The sequence below is a fragment of the Embleya sp. L77 genome, from assembly GCF_055557415.1.
This window is the reverse complement of the sequence record NZ_CM145710.1, coordinates 3421044-3434619: the sequence shown is the minus strand read 5'-3', so window position 1 is coordinate 3434619 and position 13576 is coordinate 3421044. Positions and strand designations below refer to the sequence as shown.

At 70.6% G+C, this 13576-nt stretch carries 15 protein-coding genes and 1 pseudogene; 11 read left to right on the top strand and 5 right to left on the bottom strand.

The genetic code is table 11. From position 1 onward, the window contains the following. Positions 1-21 precede the first annotated feature (21 nt). Positions 22-1071: an NAD(P)/FAD-dependent oxidoreductase gene (locus tag ACZOOI_RS44555; RefSeq protein WP_465282527.1), complete on the bottom strand. Its 1050-nt coding sequence runs from the start codon at positions 1069-1071 to the stop codon at positions 22-24. Positions 1072-1269: 198 nt separating this feature from the next. On the opposite strand from ACZOOI_RS44555, the gene ACZOOI_RS44550 reads away from it, so the two are divergent. From ACZOOI_RS44550 to ACZOOI_RS44540, 3 genes are all read left to right on the top strand, one after another. Beyond that, positions 1270-2046, top strand: coding sequence for an IclR family transcriptional regulator (locus ACZOOI_RS44550; RefSeq protein ID WP_465282526.1), 777 nt, complete (start codon positions 1270-1272; stop codon positions 2044-2046). A gap of 226 nt (positions 2047-2272) precedes the next feature. Continuing rightward, on the top strand, positions 2273-2848 hold the full coding sequence (locus ACZOOI_RS44545; RefSeq protein ID WP_465282525.1) for a pyridoxamine 5'-phosphate oxidase family protein: 576 nt from the start codon (positions 2273-2275) through the stop codon (positions 2846-2848). A 123-nt stretch (positions 2849-2971) separates the two neighbouring features. Beyond that, the gene (locus ACZOOI_RS44540; protein WP_465282524.1) at positions 2972-4420 is read left to right on the top strand and encodes an MFS transporter; all 1449 of its coding nucleotides are present in this window, start codon (positions 2972-2974) and stop codon (positions 4418-4420) included. Between the two features lie 78 nt (positions 4421-4498). Here ACZOOI_RS44540 and ACZOOI_RS44535 read toward each other — a convergent pair whose 3' ends face one another. Then, a complete protein-coding gene (locus tag ACZOOI_RS44535) occupies positions 4499-5257 on the bottom strand; it encodes a FadR/GntR family transcriptional regulator (protein ID WP_465282523.1) in 759 nt (252 codons plus the stop codon). Positions 5258-5363: 106 nt separating this feature from the next. Here ACZOOI_RS44535 and ACZOOI_RS44530 point away from each other — a divergent pair, with 106 nt between their 5' ends. The 6 genes and pseudogenes from ACZOOI_RS44530 to ACZOOI_RS44505 all read left to right on the top strand — a co-directional run. After that, a complete protein-coding gene (locus tag ACZOOI_RS44530; protein ID WP_465282522.1) occupies positions 5364-5888 on the top strand; it encodes a flavin reductase family protein in 525 nt (174 codons plus the stop codon). 59 nt (positions 5889-5947) lie between these two features. After that, entirely contained in the window at positions 5948-7120 is a 1173-nt protein-coding gene (locus ACZOOI_RS44525) for an acyl-CoA dehydrogenase family protein (RefSeq protein ID WP_465282521.1), read from the top strand. 40 nt (positions 7121-7160) lie between these two features. Continuing rightward, positions 7161-8003 (top strand): fumarylacetoacetate hydrolase family protein, encoded by an 843-nt coding sequence (locus tag ACZOOI_RS44520; RefSeq protein WP_465282520.1) that lies wholly within the window; start codon positions 7161-7163, stop codon positions 8001-8003. A gap of 26 nt (positions 8004-8029) precedes the next feature. Beyond that, positions 8030-8962 (top strand): VOC family protein, encoded by a 933-nt coding sequence (locus tag ACZOOI_RS44515; protein WP_465282519.1) that lies wholly within the window; start codon positions 8030-8032, stop codon positions 8960-8962. A 14-nt stretch (positions 8963-8976) separates the two neighbouring features. Then, positions 8977-9801 carry an antibiotic biosynthesis monooxygenase gene (locus ACZOOI_RS44510; RefSeq protein ID WP_465282518.1) on the top strand — a complete coding sequence of 275 codons (825 nt, stop codon included), beginning with the start codon at positions 8977-8979 and terminating at the stop codon, positions 9799-9801. Between the two features lie 185 nt (positions 9802-9986). Further along, a pseudogene (locus ACZOOI_RS44505) lies at positions 9987-10208 on the top strand (CoA-transferase); the annotation flags it as partial. 165 nt (positions 10209-10373) lie between these two features. On the opposite strand, the gene ACZOOI_RS44500 reads toward ACZOOI_RS44505, so the two are convergent. From ACZOOI_RS44500 to ACZOOI_RS44490, 3 genes are all read right to left on the bottom strand, one after another. Continuing rightward, a complete protein-coding gene (locus ACZOOI_RS44500) occupies positions 10374-10745 on the bottom strand; it encodes an antibiotic biosynthesis monooxygenase family protein (protein ID WP_465282517.1) in 372 nt (123 codons plus the stop codon). 68 nt (positions 10746-10813) lie between these two features. After that, complete coding sequence (locus ACZOOI_RS44495) at positions 10814-11779, bottom strand: TAXI family TRAP transporter solute-binding subunit (protein WP_465282516.1); 966 nt, start codon at positions 11777-11779, stop codon at positions 10814-10816. Further along, positions 11776-12063 carry a nickel-binding protein gene (locus ACZOOI_RS44490; protein ID WP_465282515.1) on the bottom strand — a complete coding sequence of 96 codons (288 nt, stop codon included), beginning with the start codon at positions 12061-12063 and terminating at the stop codon, positions 11776-11778. Before ACZOOI_RS44490 ends, ACZOOI_RS44495 begins: the two co-directional genes overlap by 4 nt. 193 nt (positions 12064-12256) lie before the next feature. Here ACZOOI_RS44490 and ACZOOI_RS44485 point away from each other — a divergent pair, with 193 nt between their 5' ends. Beyond that, entirely contained in the window at positions 12257-13015 is a 759-nt protein-coding gene (locus tag ACZOOI_RS44485) for a hypothetical protein (protein WP_465282514.1), read from the top strand. Next, entirely contained in the window at positions 13012-13551 is a 540-nt protein-coding gene (locus tag ACZOOI_RS44480; RefSeq protein ID WP_465282513.1) for a cupin domain-containing protein, read from the top strand. The genes ACZOOI_RS44485 and ACZOOI_RS44480 overlap by 4 nt, the downstream gene beginning before the upstream one ends. The last annotated feature ends 25 nt before the right edge of the window (positions 13552-13576 follow it).

Below are 13576 nucleotides of genomic sequence, written 5' to 3'. Positions count from 1 at the left end.
CCTGGGGGACCGATGCGTGCGTCAGTGGGCGGTGGCGGGGACGCCGGCCGGGGCGAGGTCGCTGGAGTGGCCGGGGAAGAGGTCCTCGCCGGGGCGGATGCGGACCGCGATGTTGTTGACCGCGGTGGCGGCCTCGCCGAACCCGACGGCCATCAGCCGCACCTTGCCGCCGTAGGCGGTGATGTCGCCTGCGGCGTAGACGCGGTCCACGCCGGTGGACATGTCGGTGTCGACCTGGATCTGCTGACGGTCGATGCGCAGGCCCCAGCCGGTCAGCGGCCCGAGCGAGGCGATGTGGCCGAGTGCCGGGATGAGCACGTCGGCGGGGAACCGCTCGAAGTTCCCGGTGCCGCAGTCGCGGACGGTCACCGCATGGACGGACCGCTCCCCGTGCACCTCGGCGATCTCGCTGTTGGTGAGGACGCGGACGGGTGAGTCCATAAGTTGCGAGACGGCGTGCTCGTGGGCGCGGAACCTGCTCCGGCGGTGCACGAGCGTGACCCTGCGGGCATGCGGTGCCAGGGAGTTGGCCCAGTCGACGGCGCTGTCTCCGCCGCCGACCACGACCACGTCGCGGCCCTCGTAGGTGTGCGGTGCTGCCACGACGTGCTCGACGCCGAGGCCGGTGTAGCCGTCGAGTGCCGGCAGTGGCCGCGGGGTGAAGCGGCCGATGCCCGCGGTGATCAGGACCGCGCGGGTGCGTATGACGCGCCCCGCCGAGGTGGTCACGGTCACCGCGTCCGGTCCTTCGGACAGTGTTCCCGCTGCCTCCTCGAGCAGGATCCGGGGCCGCGCGGTCAGCGCCTGCTCGGTCAACCGGGCGATCAGTTCGCGGCCGCGCACGGCGGGGAATCCGGCGAGGTCGAAGATCTCCTTGTCCGGGTACAGCGCCGCGACCTGCCCGCCGAGATGCGGCAGCGAGTCGAGCAGGACCACGTCGAGACCGCGCAGTCCCGCGTAGTAGCAGGCGAACAGTCCGGCGGGGCCGGCGCCGACGATCAGCAGTTCGGTGTCCAGCCCGGGCGGCAGGGCGGGCCGCCCGGCGGCAGCCGGATCTAGGGGTTGGTCCATGGTCAGCTCCCCAGGGGGCGCAACGACTTTCGCCGTCGCGGGAGACGGTGCGGCACGGATGCGCCGGTGCGAGGCACCCGCTTCACTATGACGCATCATACGGAACACTGTCCCGTAGAATGGCTCATGTTAGAGAGAGGAGCAAGGGGTTGAATTCACTGGGGTATTGTGCTCCGTGTGGATGACAACGGTGGTTCCGTGAAGGACAACGCCCAGGTGGAACGGCCGAACGGCCTCATCGGCGCAGTGGACAACGTGCTGCGCCTGCTGCGCCTGTTCGAGGATCACCAGATGATCCGGGTCAACCAGGTGGCCCGCGATATGGGACTGTCGCGCTCTACGGTGCACCGGATGCTTGCGACGCTCAGCCATCACCACTTCGTCGAGCAGGACAGCATGTCCCGCGCCTACAAGCCCGGCCCGGTCCTGATCGACATCGGCCTGTCCGTGGTGCAGAACATGGACCTGCGCGCACTGTCGAACAGTGCTCTCACGCGGCTGCGCGACGAGACCGGGGAGACGGCCCACATGGCCGCGCTGCGCGGGGCCGAGGTGGTCTTCGTCGACAGTGTGGAGAGCACGCAGACCGTCCGCACCGGCAGCCGGATGGGCTGGACGCTGCCCGCGCACGCCACCGCGGCGGGCAAGGCCCTGCTCGCGGAGCTCTCGGAGGCGGAGCTGAACGCCCTGTATCCGGGCGGAGTCCTGCCCACCCCGACGCCGCGCGCGGTCAGCACGCTGGGGCAGCTGATGGTCCAGCTCGAGGAGACGCGCCGGCGCGGCTACGCGACCAACAACGGCGAGAGCGAGGACGACGTCTACGCCGTCGGCGCCGTCGTGCGCGACAAGCGCGGGCGCGCCCGCGCGTCCATCTCGGCGACGGCGCCCCGCTCGCGGGCCGACGACGCCTGGGTCGCCGCCACCGGCGAGGCGGTCAAGCGCGTCGCGAAGGAGCTCGGCGACCGCGTGGGCTGAGCATTCGAGAACAGGCCGCAGCGGCCGGTCCCCGTCATCGGGGGCCGGCCGCTGTTTTGCGTCCCGGGCGGATGGGTCTTGCCAAGTCTCGGATTTTGGTGTCACCCTGACGGCCGATGTTCCGCATCGTGCAACAGTACCGAAATCTGGACGTGCTGGAGACCGCGGTTCCTGGAGCCGGAGCGCGCAGGTGGCCGTTCGCACGTCCACGAACCCGAGGAGCGCCATGGCAGCCAAGGAACCGACCCTGGGCGACATCGAGAAGTCGGTCTGCGAGCTTCTGCAGGACGAGCCGGTCGCCACGCTGGCGACGCTGTCCGCCGACGGATTCCCGTCCGCCTCGCACATGCACTTCGCCGCGGACGGGCTGATCGTCTACATGCACACGTTCGTCTACACCCGCAAGTACGGCGACGTGCTGCGCGACCCCCGGGTGAGCTACGCCGTCAGCTACGACCCGCCCGGCGGCTACGACGAACGGACCTCGACCCGCTCCCTCCAGGTCAAGGGCCGCGCTTCGGTCGTCAGCGACCCCGCGGAGATCGCGCACGCCGTGGAGATCTCGATGTGCAAGGCCCAGCACGAGGCCCAGGAGACGCTGCTGGGCAACGTGAAGCCGCCCGAGGCCGCCGGCCAGCAGGTCCTGCTGCGCATCGAACCGGTCGAGGCGATGTGGGCCGACTTCCGGGTGCGCCTGATGTGGCGCCAGTTCCTCGACTTCAGCGACGACGGACGGCAGATCACCCGCATGCGTCCGTACGACTCGGTCATCGGGCGGCGAGGCCAGAACGCCACCGCCTGAGCCACCACGCACCACAGCCACCCCCGGTACCACCGCACACCCGCGCCGCGCTGCACCGTGCCCGGTCTCCGTCCGGCCCGGCCGCGACGCGGTCCCCGTCCGCACCTCCCGGGAGTCAAAGCCGTGCCCACCAGCACCCCTGCCCTGGCCGCCGAAGCGGCCGCCCCCCGAGGCATCGTCCGAAGACCACTGCTGATCGCCCTGGCCCTGATCTGGCCGGCCCAACTCCTGGCCGTGGTCGGCGCCTTGAGCGGCAACGCGCAGCCGCAGATCGCCCAGCACTTCCACACGACCCAGATCGCCTGGTTCTCCCAGGCGTTCGTCCTCGTCTCGATCGTGACCGTGCCGTTCGCGATGCGCTGCGGCGAGATCTTCGGCAAGCGCCGCGTCATGCTGATCCTCGCGGCCGCCGGCATCGTCGGCGACATCGTCACCGTGCTCGCCCCGAACTACCCGATCATGCTGGTCGGCCGCGCCATCGGCGGCCTCTACGGGCCGATCGCGGCACTGATCATGGCCTCGGTGCGCGACCTGTTCCCGCCGCGCCGCGTCGCCGCGGTCTACGGCGTCATCGCCGGATCGGTCGGCCTCGCCCAGGTCCTGAGCCCTTTGCTGGCAGGCCAGTTGCTCGACCGCTACGGCTGGCAGTCCGCCCTGTGGGCACTGACCATCTCCACCGCGGTGGCCGCAGCGTGTATCGCGCTGACCCCGGAGACCCCGCACACCGCCAGCATGGCCGGCTTCGACTGGCTCGGCGGCCTGCTCCTGGGCGGCGGCATGGGCCTGATCGTCTGGGGCATCGGCAAGGGCGACGCCTGGGGATGGAGCAGCGGCCGCTTCGTGATCTGTGTCGGCGGCGGGCTGCTCGCGCTGGTGCTGTTCGTGCTCGTCGAACTCCGGGCCGCACACCCGGTCGTGGACGTGCGCATGTTCAAGCGGCGCTCGGTCGCCGCGGTACTGGCCGGACCGTCGCTCGCCCAAGGCGTGTTCTTCGTGTCCCCGGTCGTGCTCACCTTCCTCGCCCTCTACCCCGCCATCCCGCACACCTCGGACGGGCTCGGCTGGACGATGACGCACACCGCGGTCGTCGGCATCCCGGCCGGCATCATCACCACGGCCGCGGGCGTGGCCGCCGGCCTGCTGCTGCGCCGCGCCGGACTGCGGACCCTGTGGTTCGCCGGCACCGCGATCCTGGCGACCGGCTTCGTCCTCGCCGGCCTGCACCACGCCGACGAGGCACAGATCATCGCCACGGGAGCGGTGATCGGCCTGGGCGGTGGCATCATGGTCGCCGCGGTCGGATCGATGATCGTCTCGGTGGTGAACCCCGAGGAACAGGCCGCGGCGAGTGGGGTGGGCGCACTGCTCTACCAGGCGACCGGGGTGATCGCGTACCAGATCCTGTTCGTCGTCCTCGACCGTCATTCCGCGGTCATGCAGGGGACGGCGTTCTATCTCGACGACGGGTACCGCAACGCGTACTTCGCCCTCGCCGCCCTGGTGGTCCTCGCGATGCTCATGGCACTGGCGCTGCCCAGGATCGAGCGTCCGGACCGTGCGCTCTCACGCTGACGTGTACGGGCCGTGCCGGCGCCGCTCCCGGGCGCCGGCACGGCCATCTTGCCGTGATCGGAAGCGGCAGCACGTACGTCAAGACGCGGCGTCGCCGTCGCGGGCGGTGGTGTTGTGCGCCTGGACCAGCCGCATCACGGCGTCGCGGTCCCGGCGGTCCAGGGCCTCGACGAGGTCCACATGGAGCTGCAGCCGACGCGCGATGTGCTCGGACAGCGAGGTGTCGCCGTCCGGCCGGACGGCTTGGGTGCGTGCCTCGACCAACTCGACCAGGCTCAGGTACAGCGACCGCAGCAGCGTGTGCGGGCTGACATGCGCGATCCGTGCGTGCAGCCGCCAGTTGGCACGGATGAACGCATGGGCGTCGTCGGCCTCGGAGGCCGCGCGCATCTCGTCCAAGACCTTGCGCATGTCGGCGAGGTCCGCAGGCGAGGCGTGCCACAGGGCATCCTCCAGCAGCAGCGGCTCGAGCGCGTTGCGGATCCGCACGGCCTCCGCAACGTCGGAACCGTCGGCATCGAGCGCCAGGACCGAGTGGCCGAGCCGCACCATGGGCGACTGCTCGGCCGCGAACAGACCGCCGCCTGGGCCCGAACGCACCGTGACCAACCCCCGCGCCTGCAGCAGGCGGAGCGTCTCGTTGAACGTCCCGACCGACACCCCGCACAAGGAGCGCAGCTCCTCCTTGGTGCCGAGCCGCGCCCCGGGATCGGCCTCGGCGACCAGCGCGGCGATCCGGGCGGCGGCCATCTCGGGCCGGCTGGGCGCCGTACCGCCGCGCTCCCAGTCGCCGCGCCGCAGCGCCGGGGGCTCCATGCCGCCGTTGTCCACCGACACCCGGACCTCCTCGTGAATTGAATATGGCGAATATGTTGCCACAGTCTTGACCGCCCCACACACTGCGGGCACTATCGTCATATTCAACATGCTGAATGGAGCGGCGATGGTTCACGAGCAGGACTTCCGCGACCTGATGGCCGGTGTCTGCGCCCCCGTCACCGTGGTCACCACCGCGAACTCGGGTACGCCGTACGGCGCGACGGTCAGTGCGTTCGCTTCGCTGTCGCTGCGGCCGCCGATGGTCACCGTCGCCCTGGACCGCGGATCGCGCGTGCTGGCCGAGATCCTGGCCGCCGGGCGGTTCGCGGTGAACGTGCTGGCCGCCGAGCAGGCCGACCTGGCGCTCGGCTTCGCCCGCCGGGACCCGGACCGCTTCGCCGGGGTGGCGTGGGAGTGGGACGCGGGACTGCCGCGGCTCGGCGGTGCCCCGAACTGGCTGGCGTGCACGGTCGAGCAGGCCGTCGAAGGCGGCGACCACCTGCTGGTGCTGGGTGCGGTCGACGCGGTACGGACGCGCGACGCCGCGCCCCTGGTCTACGGCTACCGCACGTTCGGCACCCATTCGGCGTACGCCGGATCGGTCGACCAGGCCATCCACCGGCACATTCGCGCACTGGCCCGCGTATGAGAGCGCCCGCCCCGACCGCCCGGCGGTCACGTCCTACGAAGCCTTGGAGGAGAACAGAAATGGCCCCCCGGGAAGAACTGGTCCAGCGCGCCGTCGCGCTCCAACCCCTGCTGCGCGAGCACGCCGCCAAGACCGAAGCCGACCGGCGCGTCCCCGACGAGGTCATCGACGCGATCGCCGCGGCGGGCCTGTTCAAGCTCGGCACCCCGAAGCGCTACGGCGGCCACGAGGCCGGCGCGCGGGCGATGCTCGACACCTCCGCGGCCCTCGCGGAAGGCGACGGGTCGACCGCCTGGGTCGTCACCCTGGTCAACGTCTGCAACTGGCTCACCGGCCTCTTCCCGACCCAGGCCCAGGACGACGTCTTCGGCGCCGACCCGGACGCGCGCGTCACCGGGGTGCTCAGCCCCACCGCGACCGCCGTCAAGACCGACGGCGGATGGCGGGTGACCGGCCGCTGGTACTACAACTCCGGCTCCTGGCACTCCTCGTGGGCGGTGCTCGGCGTCCCGATCACCGACGACGCCGGCGAGATCGTCGACCAGGGACTCGTGCTGGTCCCGCGCGCGGACCTCAGTCTGGAAGACACCTGGTTCGTCGCCGGCATGAAGGGCACGGCCAGCAACTGCCTCATCGCCGAAAACGTGTTCGTGCCCGCGCACCGGGTGCTCTCCGTCCCGGCCGCCATCGAGGGCGACTTCGGCACCGAGCACAAGGACGAACCCTTCTACCGGTCCGGATTCGTCGCCGTCCTCGCGTTCGTCCTGGCCGGCCCGCAACTCGGCCTCGGCAAGGCCGCGCTGGACTACGTGTGCGCCAAGGCGGTCAGCAAGCCCATCTCGTACACCTTCTACGAGCGGCAGGCCGATTCGGTCGGCGTACAACTGAAGATCGCCGAGGCCGCGCTGCGCCTGGACACCGCGCGGCTGCACGCCGAGCGCGCCGCCGCCGACATCGACGAGGCCGCGGCCGCGGGCGTCTACCCGGACGCACTGGTCCGGGCGCGCGTGCGCGCCGACACCGGTTGGGCCGTGCAGAACGTCCTCGACGCCATCAACCTGCTCGTCGACGTCCACGGCGCCGGCAGCTTCGCCGAGGTCAACCCGCTCCAGCGGATATGGCGCGATGCCAACGTCGCCGGTCGCCACGCGGTCGCCGCACCCGCCATCGGCATCGAAGTCCTCGGCAAGGCCCTCCTCGGCGTCGACGAGAAGATCACCCCCCTCGTGTGACGCCCGCACCACCACCGACCCGAACCACGGAGCCACCACCATGCGCATCGCCAACCTTGCCGGCCGCCTCGTCCTGCTCGCCGACGGCACCGCCGTCGACGTTGAGACCGCGAGCGCGGGCCGGTTCGGCCCCGACCCCCAGGGCGTCTACGAGAACTGGGCCGAGTTCCGCGACTGGACCCGGACCGCGGACCTGCCCGCCGGCACCCCCTACCAGCCCGAATACCTCGGATCCCCGGCGCCCGCGCCGCGACAGCTGCTCGCGATCGGGCTCAACTACCGCGCGCACGCCGACGAAGCCGGCTTCGACGTCCCCGACCTGCTGCCGCCGGTGTTCACCAAGTTCACCACCGCCATCACCGGCCCGGTCACCCGGGTACGCCTGCCCGAGGGTGGCCACACCGACTGGGAGGTCGAACTCGTCGTCGTCATCGGCAAGCCCGCCTACCAGGTCGCGCCCGAAACCGCGTGGGACCACGTGGCAGGCCTGACCGCCGGGCAGGACCTGTCCGAGCGGATCACCCAGATGACGGGACCCGCACCGCAGTTCGGGCTCGGCAAGTCCTTCCCGGGATTCGCCCCGATGGGCCCGTGCCTGGTCACACCCGACGAGTTCACCGACCGCGACGACCTGGACCTGTGGTGCACCGTCAACGGCGAACAGGTCCAGAAGGGCCGGACCGCCGACCTGATCTTCCCGGTCCCCGAACTGATCGCCCGCCTGTCGATGATCCTGCCGCTCCTCCCGGGCGACGTGATCTTCACCGGCACCCCGGCCGGCGTCGGCATCGGCCGCAGCCCCCAGCGCTTCCTGGCCCCCGGTGACGAGCTGGTCAGCCACATCGAAGGCATCGGCGAGCTGCGCCAGACCTTCCACGCCTGACCGGAACCGACACCGAGGAGCTCACCGTGGCACTGCACCGCTTGGCCTCCGCGACCATCGGAGTCCCCAACCCGAAGGAAACCTCCGACTACTACGCCGACTTCGGTCTCGGCCATGCCGGAGACGGCTGGCACACCACCCGGGACGGCGGACGCCAGCTGCGCATCGTCCGCGCCCCGACCCGCCGCCTCGTCGAGGCGCGGATCGGCGCCGACAGCCCCGACGATCTCGGCCGCGCCGCAGCCGCCCTGCAACGTCTCGGCATCACCGCCACCACTGCGGCCGGAGCGGCCGAGGAACTGGTGGTCGTCGAACCGGTCACCGGCGTACGGGCGGTCCTGCAGGTGGAGCCGCGTGTCTCCCAGGAGGCCGCGCCGGCCACCCCGTACAACGGCCCGGGGCGTACCGAACGTGCCGACACCCGCGCGCCCGGCATCCTGCGCTCCGCACCGGTGCGACCGCGCAAGCTCGGCCACATCGTCCTGGGCACCCCCGATTTCGCCGCCACCACCGCGTTCTTCCGGGACGGCCTGGGCTTCAAAGTGAGCGACCTGATGGGCGACGTGGGCGCCTTCCTGCGCTGTTCCACCGACCACCACAACCTGCTGGTGCTGCGCGCCCCCGTCGTGTTCCTGCACCACACGTCCTGGCAGGTCGACGACGTCGACGACGTCGGTCGCGGCGCGATGGCCATGCTCCAGGAGCACCCCGAGCGGCATGTCTGGGGCCTTGGGCGGCATCACGTGGGGTCGAACTTCTTCTGGTACCTCAAGGATCCGGCGGGCAATTTCAGCGAGTACTACTCCGACCTGGACACGGTGCTCGACGACGCGGCGTGGACCCCGGAGGTCTTCGAGGGCGCCCGCGGTTTGTTCAACTGGGGCCCGCCCCCGCCGCCGTCCTTCATCGAACCGGACGACCTCGCTGCCCTGATGACCGGCGCGCACAGCGCAAGATGACGGAGGTGCACCGCATGATCGAGCTGAAGGCCCTGGACCCGTCCACTCCCTTCCCCGCACAACTGCAAGACAGCACCGATGACGACCCCGCCGTTGTGATCAACACCTTCGTGGCCCCGGACGGTCGCATACCCGAAGTCCGGGAGGCGTGGCGCGCCGGTGCGCTCATCATGAAGGCCCAACCCGGTGCCGTCTCGGCACAGCTTTACACCGGCACCGGCGACAGCCATGTGATGACGAACGTAGCCGTGTGGGAATCCCTCGGTGCGCTGCGCGACGCCTTCCACCAGCAGGCATTCCAGGCCAGTCTGGCCGCCTATCCGGAAGGCACTGTGGCGTATCCGCACCTGGTGCGCAGGATCGCCGTGCCAAGTGTGTGCCTCGGCGCCCGTCGTCGGCCCGATCAGGCCTCCGAGCGGACATCGGGCGCGGCAGCCGACCTCGATACGGGCATGTCCGGAACGGACGACGGGCTCGGCTTCGCCGAGTTCGACGAAAGCCGCCCCTTTCACGGCCAGTTCGGCGTGGACGCCGGGCCATGCGTGCTCCTCGACGTGCTTGTTGCACCGGAAGGCGCGGGTGACGCGGTGCTGGCGGGCTGGACGGCGCATGCGATCTACATGAAGACCCGTCCGGGACTCATCTCCGCACAAATGCACCAGGGCACCTCAGGCAGCCGGGTGTTCGTGAACCTGGCGGTGTGGGAGTCGGCGCAAGCGCTGAGCGACGCCGTTGCGGCACCGGAATTCGCGGCACTCGCCGTCGACTACCCCAAGGGCACGACCTGCCTGCGCCGGCTCCTCCGGCCGACAGCGGTGCCCGGAGTGTGTGTCGCCTGAGAAGGCGCCATCCTCCGGAATCCCGGGCCGGCGCATGACGGCGTCGCGTTCGTCTTGACGATCTCCGAAGCGGTGCAGGGCGGTAGGGCCTGGTGATCCTCGGCGTCGGTGGAAACGGTGCGCAGGCATCCGAGGCCCTGCCGCACATGCGCGGGCCGCAGACTCACACCAGAAGTCCCTTCACCATGGACAAGACATTCGCCACCGCGCAGAGCGCCGTGGCAGACATCGCCGACGGCTCTTCGATCGCCGTCGGTGGATTCGGGCTGTGCGGCATACCGGACACCCTGATCCGCGCACTCCACGACCAGGGCGCCACCGCGCTGCGCCTGGTCTCGAACAACTGCGGCGTGGACGGCCAAGGCCTGGGAGTGCTCCTGGACGCCGGCCGGGTGCCGCACGTGACGGCCTATCCTCTTGCCGGCGGACGGGGAGCGGGGACTGGGGGTGGTCACGGTTGGCTTGTGCTCTCTGGAGTGAGGGGCCGACGTATGCCGGTACGTGCGGGAGGACCGGTCCGGCAACCGCGGAGGATGTCGGACCGGCCCTCGGCCTGATGGAAGAGTCGATGCTCAGGCGACGCAGATGCCTTCGACGGCGACCTTCTCGTAGACGTGGGGGGACGCGACCGTGCCGTCCGGGTAGCGCCTCATGTGCTCCTGGAACTCGGGAGCGGCGAAGGCCGCCGCGAGCTGCTGCGTGGACTCCCACACGGCGATGTTCACCAGGGCGTTGCTGCCTGCGGTGCCGCGGTGCAGCTGGGCCGAGATGAAGCCGGGCTTGCTCTTGAAGTACTCGGAGTCGAGCTTCCAGGCCGCCAGGACTTCGTCCATCTTGCCTTCCGGTGCGATGAAGGTGTTGACGAGGACGATCGGCCCGGTGGGGGCGGCGAGTTGCGTGCGGTACGGGGTTGCTTCGTCGACGTGCGCGAGCTGGACGGCCACGGTCTCTCCTGTCACCTGACTGGTTACTGGTGTGGTTGCCTGAGCGGTCGATCCGACACCGTCCGGGGTCAGCCCCAGATCGGCGGGCCGACCACGGCGTCGCCTTCCGAACCGAGGTCCAGATAGGCGCGGGCTGCCCCGGGGTGCAGCGGGATCGGGGCTCGTGCCATGTCGGCAGGGACCACCGGATAGGTCACCGGCGTGTGGTCGGCCGGGAGGTGCGCGTACTGGGCCTCCAGCGCATGGCGTGTCTTGACCATGCACCACGTCGCCAGGTAGGCGACGTCCTCGGCGAGGTCTTCGCGGCACAGGATGACGAAGTCGGAGAAGTCCAGCGTCTCCAAGTCGTGTTCCAGCCCGGGCAAGTACCCGGCCTCGACGACGGCCGTCGGCCAGCCCTCTGCGGCGAAGGCCTGCACGGCCTCGTCGCCCCACGGCAGGTACTTCACGGGCCGTACGCGGTCGATCCGCTGCCAGTGTGGCGTCATGATCGCCTCGTGGACCAGGACGTCCGTCTGGGCGTCGGCGAACCGGGCGATCGCGGGGAACGGCCGCTCGTCGTAGGCGAACCGCGGTTTGGCCAGGTCCAGCCCGGCGAGCCGCAGCGCCTTGTGCGCGGCGAGCCCGATGAGGTTGACGCCGTCGTCGGGGGACGTCGCGATGGTCAGCCGGTCCGCGTGCTGCGCCAGCTCCGGGACGCTCGCGACCTGCAGGCCGGCGTCCACGGCCACCACGAGGCGGTCCCGCTGGCCGATCACACCCAGCGCGCGCAGGCCGTCCAGATGTCCGGACCGGTCGAGCATCTGCACGGCCGCGGAGGGCGTGACGACGGTGATGTCGGCCTCGCCGCGGCGCAGCGCCGCGACGGAGTCGAGGCCGCCGCGTCCGGACCAGATGGCGAACCGCGAGCCCTCGGGGACGCGGTCGCCGACCTCCTGGGCGATCCATCCGCAGATGCGGTGCATGTTCGCCTGGCCCCAGTCGCCGCGCAGGTGCAGGGTGATCGGGCGGTCCAGGAACGGCTCGTCGGTCACGAGGAGGACCCGTCGAGCCGCGCGACCAGGGCAGCGAGGGCGTCCGCGTCCTGGACGAAGTCGATCTCGTGGATCGCGTCGAACGGGAAGCCGACCCGCTCGAATTCCTGCTCCACCGCGCCGACGTTCTCGGCCTCGTACACCGAGGCGATGAAGCCGGAGTCGGTGTTGACGTAGAGCCGGACGAACTTCGCGTGGACCTGCCGCGCCACCTCGGGCGCATTGCCGGCGATCTCCTCGGGCGACAGGCCGGGGGCCTGGTGGAGGCTCAGGTACAGAGGCATGGCCACTCCTCGATGTGTCACTGTGCGGAACGCTGACCCGTACTGTGACCCATTGAATTGGCCAATGCAAGGTCTGGACAAACGGCGGATCGCCTGCTCTCGCGGGCGCGTTCTTGCCAATCGACGAATTGTGGTACCACAATGGCGGTCAGTGTTCCGCACGATGCAACATTCTTGCCAGGAAGGACACGACGTGACGCAGACGTCCACCCAGCGCGTCGCGCTGGAGGAGACCCGGCACATCCCGCCGCCCGCCGCCGACTTCGAACCGCTGAAAGCGAGCGTGTACGAGCGGATGGCCAAGGCTGCCGCCCAGCTGACCCCGCTGTTCCCATACGACCACGCCGGCGCGATCGTGCCGTGCGGCAACGTCCTGATCGGCGGCCCCGACCAGGAGTACGGCCACTTCTTCCACTGGAACACGGTGAACGAGGTGGTGGTCGTCTACGGCGCCAACAAGTCGCTGCTGGCCTCCGGCCAGATCATGGCGACCCAGAACCTGCACGGAGTGAACTCGTTCCTCCGCGACGAGAAGGACCCCGAGGCCTTCGCCGTCATCGTGGTGACCCAGCACCAGTCCGAGGCCGGCGACCAGTCCGAGGCCCTCATCGGCCGCTGCAAGGCGTGCAAGGCCGAGTTGGTGCACCACACGTACGACGCGACGCCGCACGGTCTGCCCGGCTACGACAGCGCCCGCTACGGCGAGGACCACGACCCGGTACGGCAGTTCGCCACCGCACTCGGCTCGGCCGAGTTCGCGGACATGCGCAACACCGAACAGGGCCGCACCTGCTCCGCATGCGGACACGTCAACGAGGGCTTCCCGAGCGCCCAGTGGGGCTGGGCCCGCGAGGTCGCCCAGACACGGGCCGTCAACGCCGCCCACCACGCCCTGGCCGAGGCGGCCGCAGCGGTCGCGGCCGCCGCCGACACGAAGGAGGCCGACCGGTGACCCGCCGCCGCATGCTCCACGCCATCAAGGTCGCCCCCGAGCTCGGCGACTACGCCGACATCCCGGTCCTGCCGGCCGACACCGACCCGCAGATCTACCTCGCGCACAACACCCACGCGCAGCCGTTCCACCTGATCTGCGAACGCGACACCGTGATCAGCCAGCTGTCCGGCGTCGTCGACGTCCACCTGCGCGACAGCACGGTCAACCGGTTCAAGGCGGTCCCCGGCGACCACGTCTACGTACCCGCCGGAACCCCGCACCGCCTCGTGCCCCGCGAACCCGGCATCACCATCCGCTACCTCGCCGCCGACGCCGGGCGGCTCGGCGCCGCCTGGTACTGCCCGGGATGCGAGCAGGAACTGCACCGCTACGAGTGGCAGCACGACAACGACGTCCCTCCAGGCGAGGTCTACGCGGCAGCGTGCGCACGCTTCAACGCCGACAAGGACGCCCGCACATGCACCGGCTGCTCTGCCGTCCACCCCGAAATCGACCTGGCCGCGTACGGCCGGCCCGCGCCCGTGCCGGCCTGACACCGACGGCCGACACCACCCCTGG

Coding starts and splice junctions, on each gene's coding strand:
- ACZOOI_RS44520 (WP_465282520.1), top strand. CDS start 7,161: ATGCGCATCGCCAACCTTGCCGGCCGCCTCGTCCTGCTCGCCGACGGC.
- ACZOOI_RS44545 (WP_465282525.1), top strand. CDS start 2,273: ATGGCAGCCAAGGAACCGACCCTGGGCGACATCGAGAAGTCGGTCTGC.
- ACZOOI_RS44530 (WP_465282522.1), top strand. CDS start 5,364: ATGGTTCACGAGCAGGACTTCCGCGACCTGATGGCCGGTGTCTGCGCC.
- ACZOOI_RS44555 (WP_465282527.1), bottom strand. CDS start 1,071: ATGGACCAACCCCTAGATCCGGCTGCCGCCGGGCGGCCCGCCCTGCCG.
- ACZOOI_RS44490 (WP_465282515.1), bottom strand. CDS start 12,063: ATGCCTCTGTACCTGAGCCTCCACCAGGCCCCCGGCCTGTCGCCCGAG.
- ACZOOI_RS44510 (WP_465282518.1), top strand. CDS start 8,977: ATGATCGAGCTGAAGGCCCTGGACCCGTCCACTCCCTTCCCCGCACAA.
- ACZOOI_RS44525 (WP_465282521.1), top strand. CDS start 5,948: ATGGCCCCCCGGGAAGAACTGGTCCAGCGCGCCGTCGCGCTCCAACCC.